Raw genomic sequence first — 23108 nt, forward strand, 5'->3', positions numbered from 1 at the left:
CGTCGCTACACGGGTTGAGGGCTTTCAAGCCCGATTCCCCCGCCCCACTGCCAATCTCCCAAACAGCTTGACGGCTCAAGCCGTCGCTACATAACGGGCTGAGGGCTTTCAAGCCCGATTCCCCCGCCCCACTGCCAGTCTCCGAAGCAACTTGCCGGCTCAAGCCGTCGCTACACGGGCTGAGGGCTTCCCAGCCCGATTCCTCCGCCCCACCGCCAGCCTCCCAAGCAGCTTGACGGCTCAAGCCGTCGCTACATAACGGGTTGAGGGCTTTCAAGCCCGATTCCTCCGCCCCACCGCCAGCCTCCCAAGCAGCTTGACGGCTCAAGCCGTCGCTACACGGGTTGAGGGCTTTCAAGCCCGATTCCCCCGCCCCACTGCCAATCTCCCAAACAGCTTGACGGCTCAAGCCGTCGCTACACGGGCTGAAGGCTTTCAAGCCCGATTCCCCCGCCCCACTGCCAATCTCCCAAACAGCTTGACAGCTCAAGCCGTCGCTACACGGGCTGAGGGCTTTTAATCCCGATTCCTCCGCCCCACCGCCAGTCTTCCCAAGCAGCTAGACGGCTCAAGCCGTCGCTACATAACGGGCTGAGGGCTTTCCAGCCCGATTCCTCCGCCTTGCTGCCAGCCTCCCATGCAGCTAGACGGCTCAAGCCGTCGCTACGGTGATTCGTCATCTCCACCAACAAAAAGCCCCCCGACAATCAAATTGTCGGGGGGCTACGCTGACCGGCAACTTTCGTGGTCGGGCAGTATCTGGAGCAGCGGAACGGCTGGAGCCGTCGCTACAGCAGGGGCGCGATCACCAGGGCAACCACGCTCATCAGTTTGAGGAGGATGTTGAGCGAGGGACCGGAAGTATCCTTGAAGGGGTCACCTACCGTATCACCCACGACGGCCGCCTTGTGAGGGTCGGAACCTTTGTAGTAAAGGGTACCCTGTACCGAAGCACCTTCCTCGAACATTTTCTTGGCGTTGTCCCAGGCACCACCGGCGTTCGATTGGAAGATGGCCATCATGACACCGGCGGAGGTTACTCCGGCCAGGAGTCCGCCCAGCATCTCGGCACCTACGTCGGCACCGAATAGGCGGGGCGCAAATCCGACCACCACGGGGGCCAATACGGCGATGAGTCCGGGCATCACCATCTCGCGGATGGAGGCTTCGGTAGAGATTTCCACGCACTTGGCGTAGTCGGCCTTGCCGTCGGCGGCGTCGAAGGTTGCCTTGTCGGCGGGCGACCACTTCGATTCGTCGTGACCGGCGCGCCGCATCACCTCAAGGGCGGCTTTGAGCTCGGGGATCTCGAGGAACTGGCGGCGTACTTCCTGGATCATGTCGTTGGCGGCCCGGCCCACGGCTTCCATGGAGAAAGCACTGAAGAGGAAGGGCAGCATGGCCCCCAGGAAGAGGCCGGCCATGACGTAGGGGTTCGAGATGTCGATGGTCGTGATACCGGCCGTCTGCATGAATGCGGCGAAGAGGGCCAGGGCGGTCAGGGCGGCGGAGCCGATGGCGAAGCCCTTACCGATGGCGGCCGTGGTGTTGCCTACGGCGTCGAGTTTGTCGGTGCGTTCCCGCACTTCCTTGGGCAGTTTGGCCATTTCGGCGATACCGCCGGCGTTGTCGGAAATGGGTCCGTAAGCATCAACGGCCAGCTGAATGCCCGTATTCGAGAGCATACCGACGGCGGCGATGGCGATACCGTAGAGTCCGGCGAAGTAGTACGCCCCAATGATGGCGGCGCACAGCACGAGAATCGGCAGGGCGGTAGAGCGCATCCCGACGGCAAGGCCGGCGATGATGTTGGTGGCGGCACCGGTGGCCGACTGGTCCACGATACCCTGCACGGGCTTCGTGCCCGTACCCGTGTAGTACTCGGTGATGTAGCCGATGCCAAGGCCCGCTACGAGGCCAAGGATGATGGCAACGAATACCCCGGTAGAGGTATAATTGAAGATCACTTCATTGCCCTGAGCATCCGTGAGGGGCCGTCCGAGTCCGTCGAAGGTGATCGTCCATTCGGCCGGCAGCATGGTGGTAACCGCAAAGTAGGTAAGCACCAGCATGATGGCCGCGGCGATGAGTTCGCCGGTATTCAGGGCCTTCTGGGGGTCGCCACCTTCGCTCACGCGAACGAAAAAGGTGCCGATGATGGAAGCCACGATGCCGATACCCGCCACTACCAGGGGCAGCAACACGGCGTTGAGGCCGCCGATCTCACTGCCGGCGAACTCGGGCAGCACGATGAAGGCCGCACCGATCACCATGGTACCGATGATGGAACCTACGTAGGATTCGAAAAGGTCGGCACCCATACCGGCTACGTCACCTACGTTGTCGCCTACGTTATCGGCGATGGTGGCGGGGTTGAGGGGGTGATCTTCGGGGATACCGGCTTCCACCTTGCCCACGAGGTCGGCGCCGACGTCGGCCGCCTTGGTGTAGATACCACCGCCCACGCGGGCGAAGAGGGCAATCGAGGAAGCACCGAAGCTGAAGCCGGTGAGTACCGTGATCACCCGGACGATCGCAAACTGCGCCTCGGCCGTACCGGCCACCGTACCATCGGGCACGAACATGCCCTGGAACAGCAGGAAGAGCGCGCCGAGACCTAGCAGTCCGAGTCCAACGACCCCAAGTCCCATCACGGAACCACCCGCGAAGGCGACCCCGAGGGCTTTACCGAGGCTTTCCCGGGCGGCGTTGGTAGTTCTGACGTTGGCCTTGGTAGCTACCCGCATGCCGATGAAGCCGGCCAGGGCGGAACAGATGGCACCCAAAATGAAGCTCACCCCGATCATGTAGCTCGAAGTGGCCGCATCCGCGGTGAACATCAGGATGGCGGCTACCACGACCACGAAGATGGCCAGTACGCGGTACTCAGCCCGCAGGAAGGCCATGGCGCCGTCGGCGATGTTGTTCCCGATGCGCACCATGCGCTCGTTACCGGGGTCCTGTTTGCCCACCCAGTTGTACCGGATGGCCATAAAAATGAGGGCCAGAATACCCAAAGCGGGTACTGCCGTAAGTATAGTTGAAACCATAAAAGTGAGGAGATTAACTTGTTGTTGAAGAAAGAAGGGTTCCGTCTTCGATGACAAGCGATCTAGATGGCCGCAGGGGGCAAAACAAAAGGCAACGCCCTACGCTTCAAAAGTTCGATGATCGAAATGTGACGCCAAAAGTAATGATTCTTGGCAGACATTTCCTACCGGGCCACTTTACCGTACAAATGCCTGCACCACCCGACCACCGGCACCGGTAATTTCGAGAAAGTACACGCCGGCCGGTAGCGCACGCACATACAGGTCGTATGTGTATAGTCCCGCAGACTGCCGTTCGGTACGGGGCGTTCCGATCTGCCGACCCGCGGCGTCGAGCACCCGCAGCCGGGTGTCCCCCGCGCTTTGCAGCCCGTACTGCACGTAGAGCCGATCGGTGACCGGGTTAGGATACACCGACAATAACCGCAGGCCCGACGGTGACCGTACCTCCGTCGACATCCGGGGCGGATCGGCCGGGGCGGGCCTGTCCTGCACCCGCTTCGGAGCGGCCGGGGCCGCGGCCCGGCCCAGTTGGTGCGTGCCGTGCTGATTGGTAAGCCCCACGTCGAATCGCTCCGGGGCCCCCGCTTCCAGGATGTTGCTGTAGTAGTAGTCCGCCTGCACCCGCTGTGGCCCCACGTCGAGCAGAAAGTAGCCGTGGCTCAGCAGGTCGACGTACTTCATGTGGGGGTTGGGGTTGCCCAGATTCACCCCCGGCGTGGGGATGAGCGGCTGGTTGATCTGGGCCGACAGCTGCTCGGCGGGGCCCTTGCCCACCGTTTCGTCGAAGTTGGCCGAGGTGATGCTCGGGGTCAGGAATTCCACCGCCACGGCACCCGCGGCAGTCGCCGGATCGTAGCTGGGGCTGGCCCGGTACCGGGGGATGCTGTCGAATCCCGGCAAACTGATGAAGGAGATCAGCGTCGGCGTCTTCGTTACCTCGTAGGCTACACTGGAATGGAAACTGCCGGTAAGGATTACCACATCCTCGATGTCGTTGTCTTCCAGGAAATCGATCATCTCGTTCCGCTCCGCCGGATAGCCGGCCCAGGTGTCGAGGAACATACTTTCGGTCTGGGAATACGTGCGGTCGATGGCCACCCCCGCCCATCCGATGTTGAAGGGCGAGAACATGACCTGCTGTCCGATCAGCTTCCAGCGGGCGGTCGACTGCCGCAGCTGGTCTTTCAGCCACGTTTTTTGCGGGGCCCCGAGCAGGGTACGGTCGGCTGCCTGCAGGGCCGGGTCGAGCACGTTTTCGATCTGCATTTCCCGGGCTTCGATGCGGGTGTCGAGCATGAACAGGTCCACGAGGTTGCCGTAGCTCAGCCGCCGGTAGATGCTGCCGCCCTGGGGATCGCGGATCGGGAGCCATTCGATGTAGGCCTGCCGGGCCGCGGCCTTGCGGGCCTGCCAGTCGCCCTCCCGGTTCGGCTGGTGGCCGGCGGCGCCGTCGGTGTAGCTGTTGTTGGCGTATTCGTGGTCGTCCCAGACCGCAATCAGGGGGTGCTGCTGGTGGACGTGCATCAATTGGGTATCCAGTCGGTAGGTACTGTAGCGGGCGCGGTATTCAAAGAGGTTCACGACCTCGATGGCCGGATCCACGGGCCGCTCGTTGATGATCGAATCAGTGGCTACGCCGGGGTTGGCCGTTTCGTAGATGTAATCGCCGAGGTGCAGTACGGCGTCGAGGTCGTTGCGGGCCGCCAGGTGCCCGTAGGCGTTGAAGTAGCCGGCCTGGTAGTTGCTGCAGCTGACCACCCCGAATTTAAGCTGGTCCACGTTGGCTGCGGTCGGCGTCGTCTTCGTACGGCCGGTCAGGGAGTTGGCCCCCAGCGCCGTAAATCCGTAGTAGTAGGTGGTGCCCGCCGCCAGGCCCGTTACGTCGATTTTGACCGTATAGTCGCGCTCGGCGGTAGTGGTGAAGGAGCCGGTCTTGACGGACTGTTTGAGTTCGGTATCGCGGGCGACCACCCACGTCACTTCAATGGGCTCACCGTCGTAGGTTTCCGGGGTGACGCGCGTCCAGATGATTACCCGGTCGGCCAGCGGATCGCCCGAGGCCACGCCGTGGTAAAAGGGCTTGAGGCGTTCCTGCAGCACCTCGCCTCCGGGCGGATCGGAAGGACGACTGTTACGGTACAGCGTACTCCCGTATTCAAAATTCAGGCTTTCCTCCTGGGCGTGTGCCGCGGTGGTCACCAGCAGGAGGAAAGAAAGGGCAAGGGTGATGGTTTTCATAGGCGAGGCATAAAGCAACCTGCCCTAAAGGTACGCTCCCCTACTCCCTTCGAAACGGTAGCTTTTCTTCGGGGGCGGGGCCGCGGGTGCCGCGTATCACCCGGGCAGGCCGTGCCCCCTGGCTCCGGCGCACACGACGCCGGACCTCTTGCAACTCTGCATATCGACTCTTATCTTTGCCGCCCTATCCCCGCAGCCGTGCGGGGGTCACTTTATAACGAAGGGTGGAGAGATCAGGCTCTGTGAAACCCTGGCAACCACTTTCCCGATGGCTCGGGAAAAAAGGTGCCAAAGCCTGTCCCGCCGTGCGGGAGACTATAAAACCATTGTATTATGCCACATGCCACCTCCGGGAGCGTTCCCGGCACTTCTCCCCTCTTTTCCGACCGCGACAGCCTGCCCGATCTATTGGCCGCCGTCCTCGAAGAGTCCACTCATTTCCTCACTACCCTCCCCCAGCGCCGCGCCGGCGCCCGTGTGCCCTTTGCGGAGCAGCTCCCGCCCACCCAATTTCGGGGCGGATTCATCCGGGGAACCCAGCTGATCTACGATCAGGAATTCGGCGAGGGCCGGGGCGCGATCGCTACCCTGCGGCACTGCATCCGCCGCTTCGACGAGGTCGTTGTCGCTTCCTCCTCCCCCCGCTACCTCGGCTACGTCACCGGCGGCGTAACCCCGGCCGCCCTGGCGGGCGACTGGCTGGCGAGCGTCTACGACCAAAATCCCCAGGGGCTAAAGTGGTTCGGCGACGCCTCCGGACGCATCGAGTACGAGACGATCCGTCTGCTGCGGGAACTCCTGGGCCTGCCGGTCGAGTTCCACGGCGGCTTCGTGACCGGCGCGACCATGAGCAACTTCACCTGCCTGGCCACCGCACGGCAGTGGGTGGGCGACCGGGAAGGGCACGATGTGGCCCGCGACGGCCTGCACCGGAAGATTCGCGTCTACGCCGCCACCCCGCATTCCTCCGCCGTCAAGGCCCTCGCCATGCTCGGTATGGGAACGGCGGCCCTGGTCCCCGTGGCTACCCTGCCGGGGCGGGAAGCCATGGATGTGGATGATCTGGCGCGGCTACTCGCCCTCCACCCCGACGAGCCTTCCATCGTGATCGCCAGCGGGGGCACCGTCAATACCGCCGATTTCGACGATTTCCGGGCCATTGCCGCGCTGCGTGAGCAGCATCCCTTCTGGCTGCACATCGACGCGGCTTTCGGTGGATTCGCCGCCCTGCTGCCCGCGCAGGATGACCCGGCCCGCGACCAGTACCCCGGCGGTCGCCTGCAGGCGTGGGAGGAAGCCGACAGCATCACCGTAGACAACCACAAATGGCTGAACGTACCCTACGACAGTGGCACCTGGTTCGTGCGGAAGTCCCACGAGGCCCTGCAGACCGCCGCCTTCCGCAACGGCAATGCCGCTTACCTCGGCGTTGGGTCGGCGGATTACAACTACCTTAATCTGGGTCCGGAGAACAGCCGCCGCCTGCGGGCCCTGCCGGTGTGGTTCACCCTCCGGGCCTACGGTGCGGCCGGTTACCGCGACATCGTGACCCGCTGCGTGGCCGCCGCCCACGAACTGGGGGAAAAGCTGTCCGCGCACGACGATTTCGAGCTTCTGGCGCCTGTACGCCTCAACGTCGTGGCCTTCGCCCCGCGCCAGGGCGATGCACAACTCGTGCGGCAGTACCTGCAACGCCTGAACGACAACGGCCGCTACTTCCTTTCCCCGGTCACGCTGAACGGCCGGTCCGGGCTGCGCGCGGCCTTCGTCAACTGGCAGATCTCGGACCGCGAGGTGCGCTGGCTCTTTTCCGAGCTCCAGCAAACCCTGCTCGCCGTGACTTCCCCGGCACCCGCGAACCCGCCCAAAAATTAAGCCCCAAGCCCACGTAAGCCACTGATTTCACTTCCCTCTTCATTTTATCAATCCTGTTTTCCATGCGCTTCGAGACATTACAACTACACGCCGGCCAGGAGGTCGACGAAACCAGCCGCAGCCGCGCCCTGCCGCTGTACCAGACCACCAGCTTCACCTTCCGCGACAGCGAGCACGGTGCCAAGCTCTTCGGCCTGCAGGAATTCGGCAACATCTACACCCGGATCATGAACCCGACCACGGACGTCTTCGAGAAACGCCTGGCGGCGCTCGAGGGCGGTGCGATGGCCCTGGCTACGGCCTCCGGACAGAGCGCCCAGTTCCTGGCCATCAACAACCTGGCCTCGGCCGGCGACAACATCGTCAGCAGCCCCTACCTCTACGGCGGCACCTACAACCAGTTCAAGGTGGCCTTCAAGCGTATCGGCATCGAAGTCCGCTTCGCAGAAGGCACCGACCCTGCCGATTTTGAGAAGTTGATCGACGACAACACCAAGGCCATCTACACCGAGACGCTGCCCAACCCCAGCTTCCTGGTGCCCGACTTTGAAGGCCTGAGCGCCCTGGCCGAGCAGCACGACCTGCCCGTGGTGGTCGACAACACCTTCGGCGCGGCGGGCTACCTCTGCCGGCCCATCGACCACGGCGCGCACATCGTGGTGCAGTCGGCCACCAAATGGATCGGCGGCCACGGTACCAGCATCGGCGGCGTGATCGTCGACAGCGGAAAGTTTGACTTCGGCAACGGCAAGTACCCGCAGTTCACCGACCCCAGCCCCGGCTACCACGGCCTGGTCTTCAACGACGTATTCGGCAAGGACGGCCCCTTCGGAAATATCGCCTTCGCCATCCGCGCACGGGTGGAGGGACTGCGCGACTTCGGTCCGGCAGCTTCCCCCTTCAACGCCTGGATGTTCGTGCAGGGCCTCGAGACCCTCAGTCTGCGCGTGCAGCGCCACTGCGAAAACGCGCAGGCCCTGGCCGAGTGGCTCCGCGATCACGACAAGGTCGAAAGCGTCAGCTACGCGGGTTTGCCCGATCACCCCGGTCACGCCAACGCCCGGAAGTACCTGCAAAACGGCTTCGGTGGTGTCCTGAATTTTAACGTTAAGGGCAGTAAAGAAGACGCCACGAAGGTGGTCGACAACCTCAAGCTGATCAGTCACCTCGCCAACGTGGGCGACGCCAAGACCCTCATTATCCATCCCGCGGCCACAACGCACCAGCAACTCAACGAGCAAGAGCAGCGCGCCGCCGGCGTGGAGCCCAACGCCCTGCGCATCAGCGTAGGCATCGAGCACATTGACGACATCAAGGCGGACCTGGCACAGGCCCTGGACCTCATCTGACCACCGGCGGTTGTTCGTCGGGGGGTGCCGTGGGGTGCCTCCCGCCGAATACCGCATTTCATCTACGACATGACACCGGAATACTATCAGGATCAGTACCGCGTATTGCATGGCAAAATGCCCATGTTCGGATCGGGCGTGGAAGAAAGCCTGGAGCCGATCCCGGAGGCGGACTTCCACCGCCCGGTGGGCCACCGCACCATCGCACAGTTGATCGGGCACATCGTGGCCTGGCGGCGCAACAGCGCCCTGCGTTTCCAGCGCCTGCCCAGGCCGAAGATCGAGTTGAATTCACCGGAGGACTGGCCCGACTACTCGCACAAATCGAAGGACGAGATGCTGGCCGAACTGGCGGAAACCAAAGAATTGATGCTGCAGGCGGTGGAGGCCTTCGACTACGGCACCCTCGAGGATCAGATTCACCCCGACTACTACTACCGCCAACGCCACGCCCTGGACGGGGCCGTGCAGCACGACATCTACCACCTCGGGCAGATCAACCTCATTGCCAGCATTTTGCGTTCCACGCCGGCGGAGCCGGCCCAATAATTTTGTCCGCCTTGACCAAGTACCTGTACATCAACGAACCTTTCACGCTGGAAGCCGGAGCCACCCTGCCTTCCCTGACCGCGGCCTACCATACCTATGGGCAACTCAACGCGGCCCGGGACAACGTCATCTGGATTTGCCACGCCCTGACCGCCAACAGCGACTGCGAAGACTGGTGGCCGGGACTGGTGGGACGGGGGTGTACGATCGATCCGGAGAAGTACTTCATTATCTGCGTCAATATGCTTGGCAGCTGCTACGGCAGTACCAGTCCGCTGAGCCACAACCCGAAAACGGGGCACCCCTACGGACTGGACTTTCCGCTCATCACCACCAAGGATAATGCCCGCTTCTTTTCCCTGGTGGCCGGCCACCTCGGAATCCGGGGCATCCGGCTCCTGATGGGCGGCAGTATGGGTGGCCAGCACGCCCTGGAATGGGCCTGTATGGAGCCCGAGCGGTTCGATTTGCTGTGTGTGCTCGCGACCAATGCCCGCCACTCGGCCTGGGGTATCGCCTTCAACGAGAGCCAGCGCATGGCTTTGCGGGCGGATACCACCCTTGGCACCGACTCCCCCGGCGCCGGTAAGGCAGGGTTGGAGGCTGCGCGGGCCATTGCCATGCTCTCCTACCGTCATTACCGGACCTACGTAGGTACCCAATCGGAACAGGAAGGCGAAAAGTACGACGACTACCGGGCCAGCAGCTACCAGCGTTACCAGGGGTACAAACTGTGGAAGCGATTTGATCCCCTGTGTTACTATGCCCTCTCGCGGGGCATGGACAGCCACGACGTGGGCCGCGGCCGCGGCGGGGTGGCCAAGGCCCTGCAGCGCATCCGGGCCTCGACGCTCGTCATCAGCATTGACACCGACATTCTCTTTCCCATTGAAGAGCAGGCGGTACTGAGCCGCCACATTCAGAACAGCCGACTGGAGGTGATGCACTCCGACTACGGGCACGACGGTTTCCTGACCGAGGCGGTCAAGATCGGTGAATTTCTGAGTGATTTCCTGAGCGACCAGCTGCGCATCGATGCCTCAACGAAGCGTGCCTTTACCGACGCCCTTACCGGGCGAAAGTTTGCGGTGCCGGGATCGGAGGAGGTGTAGTCAGGTATCGGCTGACGGCCAGCGGGTCGTGGTGGTTGGCGGGGTAGGGGATGCAAAGGGCGTCCAGTTGGGCTTCAGTGCCCGTAAAGACGTTGCGGTCTACCGCCCCGACGATGCCGGGGGAGGTGGCGTTGTCGGTGTACTGCCAGAACTGATAGGGACGGCCGCACACAGTGACCGGCTCCCGGTGCCCGTAGCGGGCCAGCCACAATGGGTACTCGTCGAATTGCCCGGCCAGGTGGCGGTTGTAGAAGTTGAGGCCGGTATAGAGGATCGGCTTCACGCCGTAGTGATCCTCGGCTAGGGTGAGCCATTCGCGTATGTGGGCTACGAGTTCCGTGCTGCTGAGGTTGCCACGCTTTTCGACGTCCAGGACGGGGGGAAGGTCTCCTGGTTCCAGCTTAACCAAGTCGATGAAGTTGCTGAGTTGCCGTTCGACACTGGTGTGGGGCAGGAAAAAGTGGTAGGCACCCCGGCGGAGACCCGCCCGGCCGGCTTCGGCCCAGTTGGCGCGGAAGGCCAGGTCGCGGTGGTTCCAGCCTTCGGAGGCTTTGATAAAGACGAAGTGATGGCCGGCTTCGGCTACACTATCCCAGTCTACCACACCCTGGTACCGGCTCACGTCCAGTCCGCCTACGGCATACCGCATACTTACGTCTTCCCGGTCGCACGACAGGAGCAGACAGCACAGGCAGCCAAGAAGCGATAGGGTACGGATCACAAGTGAGCGGGGATTAGCGAATCAGGTATCTAATCTACGAAATACGGCGAAATCGGGATGGCTCCGTCAATTATTTTATTCTTCGGCCAGTACGCCGCGAATATTCCAGTTCACGGTTTCGCTGGTTATGTCGTTGAAACTGGCCCACTGGGTAGCGGTGGAAAGCAGGAGCAGATCGCCGTTGGGATCATAGGTGCGTCCCGCGTCGCAGCCTACCGAGAAGGGTTGTCCGTCGGCCAGCTCTACTTCGACGGCGAGCCACAGGCCTTCGCCGGTTATTTCGATGCCGGGTATGAGCCGGTCTTCGATCCATTCGGTATTGCTGATGCGGCTGGTGATATCGCGGCGGTACAGTTCCGGACCGGGCGTCCGGTTATCGGGTCCTTCCCCGAATACAACGACGGTGGTTGCCAGTGGCACCTGCGTCAGGTAAAAGGTGATCCGGTCCAGGGTGCGGCCGGTATAGGGTTGAGTCTCCGAGGGCGGAAAGTACGCGGCGAAGAGGTTGCGGCCCGGCGGCAGCTGGGGGGCGGAGGCGTTTGGCCCGTCGTAATTCAGGGTGGTAATGGTGGCGGGGTCATCCGATTTACAGCCGGTTGCCAGGGTAGCGGCTGTGATCAGCAGGAGGAACAGTAGGTGTTTCATTGGGCGGCGCTTTGGGGAGATAAGTTCGGGATAATGGCTTGAAGTGGCGGGGGAAGGTGGCTTAAGGTTTTGGTAATTGTTGGCTGACAGACGTCGGACGTGGCAGTCCTGCCATTTTTGCAGACGTCGGACGTGCCAGGTGAATATTTTCTGATATTTCATTCATATTTGAATTGATATTCCTTTTTGGCACTTAATAATTAAGCAAAACCAGTAATTACAAGGCCCGACAAGTTGGCAGACGTCGGACGTCTGCCAACTTGTCGCTACTGACACGTCCGATGTCTGCCAAGCCCCGCGCTACCTTCGCCCCCATGAACCGCGAGATCCTGCGCCTGGCTATCCCCAACATCCTGAGCAACATCTCCGTGCCGCTGATCTCCAGCTTCGATACGGCCCTGATGGGCAATCTCGGCGGCACCCACATTGCGGCGGTCGGACTGGGCAGCATGGCCTTCAACTTCGTATACTGGAATTTCGGTTTCCTGCGCATGGGTACCACCGGACTCACCGCCCAAGCGTTCGGGCGGGGCAGCCTGAACGGACAGGCCCAATCCCTCCTCCGCGGGGCCGTGCTCGCACTCGGGATCGGCCTCTGCCTGGTATTGCTGCAGCAACCCCTGGTCCGTTTCACGGAATGGCTGCTCAACATCCGCAACGACCAACTGGCCCTGGTTGAGGAGTACTTCTTCATCCGCATCCTTGCCGCGCCGGCCGCCCTGCTGCAGATGGTACTGCTGGGCTGGTTCTTCGGGCGGCAAAATGCCGTGTGGCCCCTGATCCTGACCCTGGCCGTCAACGTCGCGAACCTCGGACTGAGCTACTACTTGGTGACCCAGGCGGAATGGGGCATCGCCGGCGTGGCCTGGGGTACGGTGGCCGCGCAGTATTTCGGACTCTTGCTGGGGATCGGGTTCCTGGTGTACGGCGGACTGCGCAGCCGAAATTGGCCGCTTACCCGCAAGACAGCGGACCCGCGCGCCGCCGCCCCGGAAGAGGTAAGTCTGGGAGCCTTCTTCCGGATCAACCGCGACATCTTCATCCGCACGGTGTGCCTGACGCTGAGTTTTGCGTTCTTCTACAACCGCGCAAACGCCCTCGACGTGGGTACCGCTACCGTTGCTGCCAATGTCATCCTGCTGCAGCTGGTGAACTGGCTAAGCTACGGGGTGGACGGGTTCGCCTTCGCCGCCGAGAGTCTGGTAGGTAAGTACGCCGGTGCCGGTGACCCCGTCCGACTGCGCCGCGCCATCTGGCGGATCATGGCCTGGGGCATGGGACTGGCGGTCGTGTACGCCCTGACCTACTGGATGGGCGGGAGGTCGCTGCTGCAATTGTTCGCACCGGAGGCCAGTGCGGCCGCCACCCTGGCTGTGACGCTGCAGTACCTGCCGGTGCTGGTGCTGTTCTGTCTGCTGGCCACGCCCTGTTATTTGCTCGACGGGGTCTTTGTGGGACTCACCGCAGCGCGCGCCATGCGGCAGACGATGCTGCTGGCCCTGGCCGGCTACCTGGGGGCCTATTACCTGGTGGGGCAGTACTTCGGCAACTACGGATTGTGGGGCAGCCTGCTCTTCTTTATGGTGCTGCGGGCGGGCATGCAGTGGGCTTGGTGGCGGCTCGGTTGGGTATCGGAGTTACGCAGCATCGAGGCGGGTTGAAGGGGTGGCCGGATTACCGAAGTAGCGGAAGGGCCGGTTACCTTTGCGGGATGTTCTACACCTCCATCGCCGCGACCCAGCAGGCCCTCAACGCCGGGGTAGTCACCACCGTGCAGTTGGTGGAACGCTACCTGGACAGCATCGGCGACCAGCGTTACCTGAACATCTACGTGGAGGTATTCGCCGACGAGGCGCTGGAGCAGGCACGGGAACAGGACGCCCGCCGCCGTGCGGGGGCCGCACTGGGCAGACTGGCCGGAGTAGTCATCAGCATCAAGGACGTCATCTGTTACCGGGATCACGCCGTCAGCGCGGGCTCGGCGATGCTCGAAGACTTCGTCTCCCCCTACACCGCCACCGCCCTGCAGCGGCTGTTGGACGAGGACGCCATCGTGATCGGGCGAACCAACTGCGATGAATTTGCCATGGGAAGCGGCAACGAGAACAGCCACTACGGTCCCACCCGTAACGCCGCCGACCCCGCCCGGGTGCCCGGGGGCAGCAGCGGAGGCGCGGCCGTGTCGGTGCAGGCCAATACCTGTCTGCTGGCCGTAGGTTCCAGCACCGGGGGTTCGGTGCGGCAGCCGGCTTCCTTTTGTGGACTTTACGGCTTCAAGCCTACTTACGGTCGCATCAGTCGCCACGGCCTGATCGCCTACGGCAGCAGCTTCGACCAGATCGGGCTGCTGTGCCGTGATCCGGCCGATATCGCCCTGGGACTGGAGCTCATGGCCGGCGCCGACCGCTACGACGCCACGGCACCCAACCGGCCCGTACCCCCCTACTCCGCCGCCCGCAGCGAGGGACCCTACCGCATCGCCTACTTTCCGGAGGTGCTGGAAAACGAAAGCGTGGACGCGGCGATACGCCAAACGACTACCGACGCCCTGGCCCGGCTGCGCGCCGAAGGACATACCGTGGAACCGGTGAGTTTTGATTACTTCGACTACGTGGTGCCAACTTACTACGTCCTCACCACCGCCGAAGCGAGCAGCAACCTGAGTCGCTACGACGGTATGCGGTACGGCTACCGCAGTCCGGATGCCGGAACCCTCGAAGAGACCTACAAACGCAGCCGCTCGGAAGGCTTTGGTACCGAGGTGCAGCGACGAATCCTACTGGGCACTTTCGTACTGAGCAGCGGCTACTACGACGCCTTCTACGGCAAGGCCCAGCGGGCGCGGCGGGTCATCCAGGAGCAACTGCGGGGGATCCTGGCCGATTACGACTTCATCCTGATGCCGGTATCCCCGAGTCAGCCCTGGCCGGTGGGCGATCAGATCGACGATCCCGTGGCCAACTACCTGGCCGACATCTACACTGTACTGGCCAATCTGGCCGGCCTGCCGGCCATCGCCGTTCCCGCCGGCACCGAACCCGGTGGTCACCTGCCGGTAGGCTACCAGCTCATGGCCGACCTGTGGGAAGAGGAGAAACTGCTCGCCTTCACCCAAGCGATACGGCAAAGTGCCACAGCCCCCCCGCCGGCTCAATGAGGTGAATCTCGCGGAGCCCCCATGGATAATCGGTGGGCCCCTTAAGCCGCACGCCCGGGTACCGCTGGTCCAGCTTCAGTTCCTGCAGTTCCTTCCACAGCAGGTCGAGGTCCGGGACGAAAAGGAACAGCATGGTATTCTCCGCCCACACCTTTTGGTAGGCATCCTGTAGGTAGAACTGGGATTGCCCCAGGGTGAAGAGGGACAGTTTGGGATCGATCTCCACTTCGGTAGCCCCCAGTTCGCGGTAAAAGGCCCGCGAAAGGCTAAAATCCTTGGCGGGAATGAAAGTGCGCAGGCCCGAAGTATGCTCCAGTGCGGTCATAAAACAAAAATAGCGGCGCTCCCAATATGAGGACGCCGCTATCGTGTAAAAGAGTTGTTAGGAGGCTTATTCCGGAACGGTAAGGCTACCATCCTGAGCTTTCTGCTGCAGTTGCTCGTTGGCGGTGATGGCTACCTCCACGCGGCGGTTGGCCTGGCGGCCTTCCGGGGTATCGTTGGAAGCTACGGGCTGGGTTTCTCCGTGGCCTACGGTGACCATGCGGGCGCGGCTGACGCCGAGCTCAGCAAGGTAGTCGGCAACGCTGGCGGCACGCTGCTCGCTCAGGCGCTGGTTGGAGGCGTCGCTGCCTACGCTGTCGGTGTGTCCGTCGACGGTGATGTCGGTTTCGGGGTACTTATTGAAGATGTCGGCCATGCGGCGCAGTTCGATCTTGCTGGCTTCCGTGAGTTCGTACTTGGCTGTGGGGAAGAGGATACCGCTGTCGAAGGTCACCATGATGCCTTCACCAACGCGCTCCACTTCGGCGCCCTCGATCTGCTCGATCTCTTCGGCCTGCTTGTCCATATAATCGCCGATCACGGCACCCGCGGCACCGCCGATGACGGATCCGATGATGGCACCCTTGGTGCCGCTGCCGTTGTTCTTGCCGATGGCTCCACCGACTACGCCGCCGACGGTACCGCCGATGGCGCCGCCTTTCACGGCTTTGCTGGTATTACACCCCGTAGCGAAGACCAGTGCAAAGGCCAGCAGCAGGAGTGTGAATGATTTTCCGATAGTTTTCATAATGCTTTGATTGTAGGTAATGCAACTGTTAAAACCCTATGTGTACACCCCATGTTTGCTAAGGTGCTGTTAAGGATTTGGTACCATTTCCCCTACAATGCGGGCCGAGAGCAGGCAAAGCGGCACGCCCCCACCCGGGTGGACGCTACCCCCCAGGAAGTAAAGACCGTCTATTTCCCTACTGAAGTTTGGGTGCCGCAGGAAGGCGGCCATGCGGTTGTTGCTGCTGCTGCCGTAGAGCGCCCCCTGGTGGCTTCCGGTAAGGGTCTCGATGTCGGGCGGGCGCACGATCCGTTCGGCGCGGATGTGGCGTTCCAGGGTGTTGGGCGCGGACGCGGGTGCCAGGTGTCGACCGAGAACCGCGATGACCGTCTGGCGCAGCTTCCGGGTCATGGCGGGCCAGTCCTGTCCGGTATGGGCCGGGGCATTCACCATCACGAACCAGTTTTCCTGACCGGGGGGCGCATCGCCCGGGACTTGCTTGCTGCTCACGTTGACGTAAATCGTCACGTCGTCGCTGAGCTCGCCCGATTCAAGGTGGCTGAATTCGGAAGCATAGTCGCGGCTGAAGAAGATGTTGTGCAGTCCCAGCTCCGGGAACGCGCGGTCTACCCCCCAGTAGAAGATCACCGCGCTGGTGCTTTTTTGCTGCCGGAGGGTCCTTTCCGGGCGCCGGGCACCCGGTAGCAATCGGTCGTAGGCGAGCCACACGTCCATGTTACATACTACAGTGTCGTAGCCGATGTTCTCGGCTCCGAGTCTGATGCCCTGCACCTGCGTTCCCGCCCGGTTGATGCGGTCCACCCGCCGATTGAAGTGATAGCGTACGCCCAGTCGCCGTCCGACCTCGTACACGCTCTCGGCGATGTCGTACATGCCCCCCGTGGGCAGGTAGGCCCCGAAATGGTGCTCGAAGTGGGGGATCATGGATAGCAGTCCGGGGGCCTTGTAGGGGTTGCTGCCGTTGTAGGTGGCGAAGCGGTCGAAGAGTTGCACCAGGCGGGGGTCACCGAGGGCCGCCTCGTGTACTTCGTGCATGCTGCGGAACAAGTCGAGCCCCGGAATTTTGAGCATGGCGTAGGCCACCTGCGGATCGAGCCAGGTGCCGAGCTTATGGAGGCTTTTCTCCAGGAAGGTGCGGCCGGTGAGTTCGTATTTGCGTGCCGCCGTTTCCATGAAGGCGCGTAGGGCCGCTTCGCTGACGTCGAAGGTGCGGGCCGCCTCCCGGACAAGCTCATCGGTGGCGGCGGGGGCGACGAAGCGGGTGCCGTCGGGCCACCAGTAGCGGCAGACTTCATCCAGGCGCACGTAGTTGAAGTGGTCGCGGGGATCCTCCCCGGCCAGTTCGAACAGCTCGTCGACGTACTGCGGCATGGTGAAGAGGGAGGGCCCGAAGTCGAAGCGGTAGCCCCCCGGCAGGGAAAACTGGCTGAGCTTGCCGCCGGGTCCGTCCGCGGCTTCGTAGACGTCCACGGAATGACCGGCGGCGGCGAGGCGGACGGCGGCGGCAAGTCCGGCAATTCCGGCCCCGATAACGGCGGTTTTCATGTGGGGAACAACCCTGGGCGGGGCAAAGGGTTTATTTGACTGACCGTCCACTCCACCGCTGGTCGTCCCGATTCCGATCGGGGCGGCAAGAGGAAAGTCCGGGCAACGCAGGGCACCACGCCGGCTAACGGCCGGGGTTCCGCATCGATTCCCATCGGTGCGGGATACGGAAAGTGCAACAGAAAGCAAACCGCCCTGCTCCCGAGCGATCGGGGCAGGGTAAGGGTGAAACCGTGGGGTAAGAGCCCACGACTTCCCGTAGCAATACGGGATGGAGGTAAACCCCGTGGGTTGAAATACCAAACAGCGCTCAATGGCCGGCCCGGTCTCCCGATTGCTATCGGGAAAGAGCGCGGGTAGGTAGATAGAGCCGTCGGGCAACCGCCGGCCTAGATAAATGGTGGAGCGCCCCTCCCCGGAGGGGCTGACAGAACCCGGCTTATCGGAACGGTCACTTTTGACGGTCCCGTCTCCTCGGAGATGGGGCCGTCGCCTTTCAGGTCGAGGGCCGGCGGGCCGAGTGATGGGGAACCACGGAGGTAAAGGCAACCCGCCTATCGGCAGGACCTTGGAGCCAAGCCCCACACACCAGGCTTTCACCAGAGGGCCCGTATACGTCGTAGCTTAGCAACGACTGCCCGTCCAAAGCCGACCATTATGAGATTACTACTGCTCCTGAGCCTCCTGGCGAGTTGCGCCGCTCCCCCGACAGCCGCCACCGATGCGCCGGAAAGCCCCTTGAACGTCATCTTCATCCTGGCCGACGACCTGGGATACCACGATCTGGGTGCCACGGGATCTACCTTCTACGAAACGCCGAACCTCGACCGCCTGGCCGCCCAAAGCGTCACCTTCAACCGGGCCTACGCCGGCAGCCGGGTGTGCAGTCCGTCGCGTGCCAGTATCATGCTCGGACAGTTCACGGCCACCCACGGCATCACCGACTGGATCGGCGCCCGGGCCGGGGAAGACTGGCGCGACAATGAGCGCTACACCACCCATTTGCCGCCCGATTACGTTCGGGTACTGCCCGACTCCGCCCTCACGCTGGCGGAGGCTTTTCGCGGGGCCGGCTACCGCACCTTTTTCGCCGGTAAGTGGCACCTGGGCGGAGAGGGCAGCATGCCCACCGATCACGGCTTCGACATAAATATCGGCGGTAACGACAAGGGCTCCCCGGCGGGTGGCTTTTTCGATCCCTACGACAACCCCCAACTGCCCAATCGTCGCCCCGGGGAGAACCTGTCGATGCGCCTGGCCGACGAAACCGCAGACTTTATTAAACAGCGGGGCGACGCTACACCATTCTTTGCCTTCCTCAGCTTTTACGCGGTACACGCTCCCATCCAAACCACCGAGGCCAACTGGCGGCACTTCCGCGACAAGGCCGTCAATGGCGGCATCGCCGAACACGGTTTCGCCATGGAGCGTCGCCTGCCCATCCGCACGGTGCAGGACAACCCCGTGTACGCCGGGCTGGTCCGTCAGATGGACGAGGCGATAGGACAACTGCTCAACACCCTGGACAGCCTGGGACTCACCGACAATACCCTCATCGTCTTCACCTCTGACAACGGCGGAGTGGCCAGCGGCGACAACTACGCCACCAGCAACCTGCCCCTCCGCGGCGGCAAGGGGTACCAATGGGAAGGCGGCACCCGCGAGCCACTCCTGATGTACATCCCCTCCCTGCCGGGTCAGCGTACCGTGGACGCGCCAGTGATCGGGGCCGACCTCTACCCCACCCTGCTATCGCTGGCGGGCCTCGACGTGGACCCTCCGCAGGTGATCGACGGCAGGGACCTCACGCCCCTGCTGCGCGGCGACGACTGGCCCGAGCGCGCCCTGATCTGGCACTACCCTCACTACGGCAACCAGGGCGGGGATCCGAGCAGCGTGATCCGGCGCGGCGACTGGAAACTGATCCACTACTGGGAAGACGGCCACGATGAATTGTACGACCTGGGGCGCGACGCGCGGGAGCAAGCCGACGTGGCAAAGCGCCATCCGGCCGTGGTAGAGCGCCTGAGAACGGAATTGCTCACCTTTCTGCAAGACCGGGGCGCCCGCTATCCCCGACCCGACCCCCTTTACGATACCGAAATGGACCAGCGCAAAGCGGTATTCTACCGCGATACCCTACGGCGGCGGCTGGAAGCGCAGCGGACCGAGATGTTCCACGTGGAATGGTCGCCCAATGCCGACTGGTGGGGCAGCAGGGTCGAGCGGTAGCCGACGCCGCTATTGCTCGTGGGGAGCTTTTTTGCCGCCGCGGAGCTCCGGGCGGTCGGTCAGTTGCACGATCATCATCCGGCAGGGCTTGCCGTCTAGTACGCCGGATCGGTGACCCTTCTCGCCGGTGGTGCCCTGGTCGGCCCCGAAGCTCAGTTCGCCCTCCCGCATTTCCACACGTTGTCCGTCCATGGTTTCCACCCACCAGCCGCCGCTGAGGGGGATGATCCACTGCGGGGCGGGGTTTTCGTGCCAGTCGCCGTCGAAGTCGGCCGGAAGCTCGCTGAAGATGATCTGGGTATTGCCCTTTGCGAGCTTGTTGTTCCACTGCGCGCCGGAGTTGCCGCCCATGCTTTCCTTTTCGAAGCCGGTGAGGTATTCCTTTTTTTGACGACTGGTGCCTTCGGCGTCGGTGTAGACGTGCCAGTAGGGGATGCTGGGTTTTTGGGGGTTGGCCATGGTGCGGTTGTTGAGCGGGTTGGGAGCATATACGCTGGCCGCTGTGGTGAATACTTCGCTGCCTGAGGCAGCTTTGTACTAGCGCTGCCTGAGGCAGCATTTTGCTGGCGCGACCTGAGGTCGCTTTGTGCTGGCGCTGCCTGAGGCAGCTTTGTACTGGCGCGGCCGGAGACCGCGTTTTACAGGAGGGCGGCGCCGAAGACGCCGGCTGAGTCGCCCAGCTTGGGTTTGAGGAAGCGGGTGCCCATGCGGGGGTTGAAGAGGTGATCGACGACCTGGGGGACGCCGCCGGTGTACACCTCCTCGATGTTGCCGAGGCCGCCGCCGAGGACGACGACGTCGGGGTCGAGGACGTTGATGATGTTGGCGATGCCCTTGGCGAAGTAGTGCAGGAAGCGTTCGATGGTGCGCGTAGCCGCGGCGTCGGTACCGGCCCGGTGGCGGGGCACGATCTCGCGCATCGTCAGGGAGCGGCCGCTCATGCGCAGGTAATAGCGTTCGAGGGCGGGACCGGAGATGATCTGCTCGGTACAGCCGATGCGGCCGCAGTAGCAGTGCCCCCCGGAGTGGTCGAGAAAGGTGTGGCCCCACTCCCCGCCGATGCCCTGGGCGCCGCCGATGATCTTGCCATCGATGATGACGCCGCCCCCCGTGCCGGTACCGAGAATGACGCCGAACACCACCTTGGCGTCGGGGGCTTCCTCGGGAACGCAGCCGATGAGGGCTTCGGCCACCGCGAAACAATTGGCGTCGTTGGCCAGCGTGAGGGGCTTGTCGATCAGGCGTTCCAGGTCCCGGCCGAGGGGCTTGCCGTTGAGCACCACGGTATTGCTGTTCTTCATGAGCCCGGTGGGCGGGTCGATGGTACCGGGAGTGCCGATGCCCACGTGGCCGGCGGTCAGTCCGGTCACCTCCTCCATCTCGCTGACCACGCGGGCGATTCCCTGCAGGATATGCTCGTAGCCCTTTTCCCGTTCCGTGGGGATGCGGCGTCGTTCGATCACCTTGCCCTGTTCGTCCAGGACAACGCCTTCGATTTTGGTGCCGCCGAGGTCAATGCCGAATTTCATGTAGGTGGATTTCCGGTAAAGTATTGCTTTTCGGGATTTTCCGGGCGCCCGCGCGCCGCCGCCCCCGAAAACGCGCTATTTCGGCAGCATGGCGCGCCGCACGAGCAGGTAGAGCAGGGGCCGAAAATGGGCAGCAACAGGACGGCGTAAACGATACCACTGCCGAGGCCTGCCTCCCGGCGCCGGGCCATGTCGTTGCGGGCCAGCTTCAGGATGGGGCGGTAAACGAGGACGACCACCACGATAACGAGGAGGCCGAACAGCAGGCTGCTGGAGGACACGGGCGGGATGTTTACCTATCTGAACCCCATGGGGGGGTCCTTGTTTCAATGGGCATGATTACACTCAAAGCAGGCGACGACGCCCCCCCCTTCACCGCTACCGTACAGGATGGATCCCAGGTTTCCCTGAGCGACTACCGGGGCAAGAAGCTGGTGCTGTTCTTCTACCCCAAGGACGATACCCCGGGATGCACGGCCGCGGCCTGCAGCCTCCGCGACGGCTTCGACGAGCTGCGCGACGCGGGCTATGAGCTGCTCGGCGTAAGCCCCGACCCCACTGAGAAGCACCGCAAATTCATCGACAAGCACGGCCTACCCATGCCGCTGATCGCCGACGAAGACCACCGCGTGATGGACGCCTACGGGGTATGGGGGCCCAAGAAATTCATGGGCCGGGAGTACGACGGCGTACACCGCACCACCTTCGTGATCGACGCCACGGGCAAGATAGAGCGGGTCATCACCAAGGTGAATACCAAGAACCACGCCGCCCAGCTACTGGAGACGGCGTAAATGCTGGGCTATATCTGGGAAGGAATTCGGGCGGGCCTGGTGCTCTCCCTGCTGGTGGGCCCCCTGGTGGTCCTGCTCGTGCAGCTGAGCCTGCGCCGGGGTACCCTGGCGAGCTTTGCCGCCGCGCTCGGCATCTGGACCAGCGACGTGCTCTACATTTCCGCCTCCCACTTCGGCCTGGAGGGGCTGGAGCGCCTGCTCGACTATGAGTACCTGAACGAGATCGTGGGTACGGTAGGCTCCATCCTGCTCGTAGGCGTAGGGGTGGTAATGTGGTTCCGCGATCCGCCGAACCTGAAAGCGAAGAAAATCATGCCGAGCCGCCGCGGCCTGCTCAGCGCCTGGGCACAGGGGTTTGCCGTCAATATGTTCAATCCCTTCACGGCCTTCTTCTGGTCGACCTTCGTGGTCACGCAGGTCCACAACCACGACCTTCTGCCGGATCAGGCCCTGGCTGTATACGGCGGTATCCTGGGTACCCTGATCGTGGCCGATTCGGCGAAGGTGCTGGGGGCCCGTAAGCTGCGCGAGCTGCTGCGTCCGGCCACCATGCTGCGGGCCCAGCGGGCGGGTGCCGTGGCCCTGGGGGTCTTCGGTCTGTTGTTGGCGGCCCGCGTCTGGCTTTAGCGGACGCGGTCGGCGTTGGCCTTGAGGAAGCCTTCCCACCCCGAGAAACTCTTCTTGCCCGGCAGGGCGCTGCGGTTCTGGTAGAAATGACACATGGCGGCGCCGAGGGCGTCGGTGGCATCGGCCAGGTAGCGGCTGCCGTCGAGGGCGAATTCGTTTTCCAGCATGGCGGCCACCTGTTCCTTGCTTGCGTTGCCGTTGCCGGTGATGCTCTGCTTGATCTTGCGCGGGGCGTATTCGGTCACCGTAAGCCCTTCCCCAATGGCGGCGGCCATGCACACACCCTGGGCGCGGCCCAGCTTGAGCATCGACTGCGGGTTCTTGCCGAAGAAGGGGGCCTCGATGGCCATGATGGTGGGCTGGTGCTCGCGAATCACCTGGGTGAGGCGGCGATGGATCAACTCCAGCCGGCGGGAGTGATCCTTGAGCTGGGCCAGCTTCAGTACGCCGAGTTCGACGATGCGCCGGCTGCGCGGGTGCACCTCGACCACCGCAAACCCCAGGACCACGGTGCCGGGGTCGATACCGATGATGCGGTAAACGGCCGGTTCAGCAGTGGGGGTTGAGGCGGGCAAGGGCTAACAATTGAGTGAGTAAATACGAAAAG

20 protein-coding genes, 1 other RNA gene and 1 riboswitch are annotated in these 23108 nt (G+C 63.0%); of the genes, 10 read left to right on the top strand and 11 right to left on the bottom strand.

The genetic code is table 11. The features are described 5' to 3' along the window. Nucleotides 1-788 precede the first annotated feature (788 nt). Nucleotides 789-3050 (bottom strand): sodium-translocating pyrophosphatase, encoded by a 2262-nt coding sequence (locus E4021_RS16325; RefSeq protein WP_136460452.1) that lies wholly within the window; start codon nucleotides 3048-3050, stop codon nucleotides 789-791. Nucleotides 3051-3227: 177 nt separating this feature from the next. Next, complete coding sequence (locus E4021_RS16330) at nucleotides 3228-5291, bottom strand: alkaline phosphatase D family protein (RefSeq protein ID WP_136460453.1); 2064 nt, start codon at nucleotides 5289-5291, stop codon at nucleotides 3228-3230. Between the two features lie 209 nt (nucleotides 5292-5500). After that, nucleotides 5501-5615: riboswitch (SAM riboswitch) on the top strand. Nucleotides 5616-5624: 9 nt separating this feature from the next. On the opposite strand from E4021_RS16330, the gene E4021_RS16335 reads away from it, so the two are divergent. From E4021_RS16335 to E4021_RS16350, 4 genes are all read left to right on the top strand, one after another. Then, nucleotides 5625-7166 carry a pyridoxal phosphate-dependent decarboxylase family protein gene (locus E4021_RS16335; RefSeq protein WP_136460454.1) on the top strand — a complete coding sequence of 514 codons (1542 nt, stop codon included), beginning with the start codon at nucleotides 5625-5627 and terminating at the stop codon, nucleotides 7164-7166. A 62-nt stretch (nucleotides 7167-7228) separates the two neighbouring features. After that, nucleotides 7229-8515, top strand: a complete 1287-nt coding sequence (locus E4021_RS16340) for an O-acetylhomoserine aminocarboxypropyltransferase/cysteine synthase family protein (RefSeq protein WP_136460455.1) — start codon at nucleotides 7229-7231, stop codon at nucleotides 8513-8515. A 69-nt stretch (nucleotides 8516-8584) separates the two neighbouring features. Further along, nucleotides 8585-9064, top strand: coding sequence for a DinB family protein (locus E4021_RS16345; RefSeq protein WP_136460456.1), 480 nt, complete (start codon nucleotides 8585-8587; stop codon nucleotides 9062-9064). Nucleotides 9065-9075: 11 nt separating this feature from the next. After that, nucleotides 9076-10176 (top strand): homoserine O-acetyltransferase family protein, encoded by a 1101-nt coding sequence (locus E4021_RS16350; protein WP_136460457.1) that lies wholly within the window; start codon nucleotides 9076-9078, stop codon nucleotides 10174-10176. Here E4021_RS16350 and E4021_RS16355 read toward each other — a convergent pair. Then, nucleotides 10133-10897 (bottom strand): glycoside hydrolase family 25 protein, encoded by a 765-nt coding sequence (locus E4021_RS16355; RefSeq protein WP_136460458.1) that lies wholly within the window; start codon nucleotides 10895-10897, stop codon nucleotides 10133-10135. The two genes, E4021_RS16350 and E4021_RS16355, sit on opposite strands and share 44 nt — an antisense overlap. 75 nt (nucleotides 10898-10972) lie before the next feature. Continuing rightward, the gene (locus E4021_RS16360; protein ID WP_136460459.1) at nucleotides 10973-11542 is read right to left on the bottom strand and encodes a hypothetical protein; all 570 of its coding nucleotides are present in this window, start codon (nucleotides 11540-11542) and stop codon (nucleotides 10973-10975) included. Between the two features lie 281 nt (nucleotides 11543-11823). Here E4021_RS16360 and E4021_RS16365 point away from each other — a divergent pair, with 281 nt between their 5' ends. Both E4021_RS16365 and gatA read left to right on the top strand, forming a co-directional pair. Continuing rightward, on the top strand, nucleotides 11824-13203 hold the full coding sequence (locus tag E4021_RS16365; RefSeq protein WP_246050318.1) for an MATE family efflux transporter: 1380 nt from the start codon (nucleotides 11824-11826) through the stop codon (nucleotides 13201-13203). Between the two features lie 50 nt (nucleotides 13204-13253). Further along, nucleotides 13254-14699, top strand: coding sequence for an Asp-tRNA(Asn)/Glu-tRNA(Gln) amidotransferase subunit GatA (gene gatA / locus E4021_RS16370; RefSeq protein WP_136460460.1), 1446 nt, complete (start codon nucleotides 13254-13256; stop codon nucleotides 14697-14699). On the opposite strand, the gene E4021_RS16375 is transcribed toward gatA, so the two are convergent. The 3 genes from E4021_RS16375 to crtD form a co-directional block, all read right to left on the bottom strand. Beyond that, the gene (locus E4021_RS16375; RefSeq protein WP_136460461.1) at nucleotides 14650-15024 is read right to left on the bottom strand and encodes a VOC family protein; all 375 of its coding nucleotides are present in this window, start codon (nucleotides 15022-15024) and stop codon (nucleotides 14650-14652) included. The two genes, gatA and E4021_RS16375, sit on opposite strands and share 50 nt — an antisense overlap. Before the next feature lie 66 nt (nucleotides 15025-15090). Beyond that, nucleotides 15091-15771 (bottom strand): OmpA family protein, encoded by a 681-nt coding sequence (locus E4021_RS16380; RefSeq protein WP_136460462.1) that lies wholly within the window; start codon nucleotides 15769-15771, stop codon nucleotides 15091-15093. 69 nt (nucleotides 15772-15840) lie between these two features. Then, the gene (gene crtD, locus E4021_RS16385; protein ID WP_136460463.1) at nucleotides 15841-17319 is read right to left on the bottom strand and encodes a 1-hydroxycarotenoid 3,4-desaturase CrtD; all 1479 of its coding nucleotides are present in this window, start codon (nucleotides 17317-17319) and stop codon (nucleotides 15841-15843) included. A gap of 40 nt (nucleotides 17320-17359) precedes the next feature. Here crtD and rnpB point away from each other — a divergent pair. Together rnpB and E4021_RS16395 are read left to right on the top strand one after the other, a co-directional pair. Next, nucleotides 17360-17777, top strand: an RNA gene (gene rnpB / locus E4021_RS16390) — RNase P RNA component class A. A 199-nt stretch (nucleotides 17778-17976) separates the two neighbouring features. Continuing rightward, nucleotides 17977-19551: a sulfatase gene (locus E4021_RS16395; RefSeq protein ID WP_136460464.1), complete on the top strand. Its 1575-nt coding sequence runs from the start codon at nucleotides 17977-17979 to the stop codon at nucleotides 19549-19551. Between the two features lie 9 nt (nucleotides 19552-19560). Here the strand turns inward: E4021_RS16395 and E4021_RS16400 are convergent, their stop codons facing one another. From E4021_RS16400 to E4021_RS16410, 3 genes are all read right to left on the bottom strand, one after another. Next, nucleotides 19561-20010, bottom strand: coding sequence for a cupin domain-containing protein (locus E4021_RS16400; protein WP_136460465.1), 450 nt, complete (start codon nucleotides 20008-20010; stop codon nucleotides 19561-19563). Between the two features lie 179 nt (nucleotides 20011-20189). Beyond that, the gene (locus E4021_RS16405; RefSeq protein ID WP_136460466.1) at nucleotides 20190-21080 is read right to left on the bottom strand and encodes an ROK family protein; all 891 of its coding nucleotides are present in this window, start codon (nucleotides 21078-21080) and stop codon (nucleotides 20190-20192) included. Beyond that, nucleotides 21077-21361, bottom strand: coding sequence for a hypothetical protein (locus tag E4021_RS16410; protein ID WP_136460467.1), 285 nt, complete (start codon nucleotides 21359-21361; stop codon nucleotides 21077-21079). Before E4021_RS16410 ends, E4021_RS16405 begins: the two co-directional genes overlap by 4 nt. Before the next feature lie 54 nt (nucleotides 21362-21415). Here E4021_RS16410 and bcp point away from each other — a divergent pair, with 54 nt between their 5' ends. Together bcp and E4021_RS16420 are read left to right on the top strand one after the other, a co-directional pair. Beyond that, nucleotides 21416-21874, top strand: coding sequence for a thioredoxin-dependent thiol peroxidase (gene bcp, locus E4021_RS16415; protein WP_136460468.1), 459 nt, complete (start codon nucleotides 21416-21418; stop codon nucleotides 21872-21874). Then, nucleotides 21875-22501, top strand: a complete 627-nt coding sequence (locus E4021_RS16420; protein ID WP_136460469.1) for a LysE family translocator — start codon at nucleotides 21875-21877, stop codon at nucleotides 22499-22501. On the opposite strand, the gene ruvC is transcribed toward E4021_RS16420, so the two are convergent. Next, nucleotides 22498-23076 carry a crossover junction endodeoxyribonuclease RuvC gene (gene ruvC / locus E4021_RS16425; protein WP_136460470.1) on the bottom strand — a complete coding sequence of 193 codons (579 nt, stop codon included), beginning with the start codon at nucleotides 23074-23076 and terminating at the stop codon, nucleotides 22498-22500. The two genes, E4021_RS16420 and ruvC, sit on opposite strands and share 4 nt — an antisense overlap. Nucleotides 23077-23108 lie beyond the last annotated feature (32 nt).

Origin of the sequence: Neolewinella litorea (genome assembly GCF_004803465.1) — a bacterium.
GTDB lineage: Bacteria > Bacteroidota > Bacteroidia > Chitinophagales > Saprospiraceae > Neolewinella > Neolewinella litorea.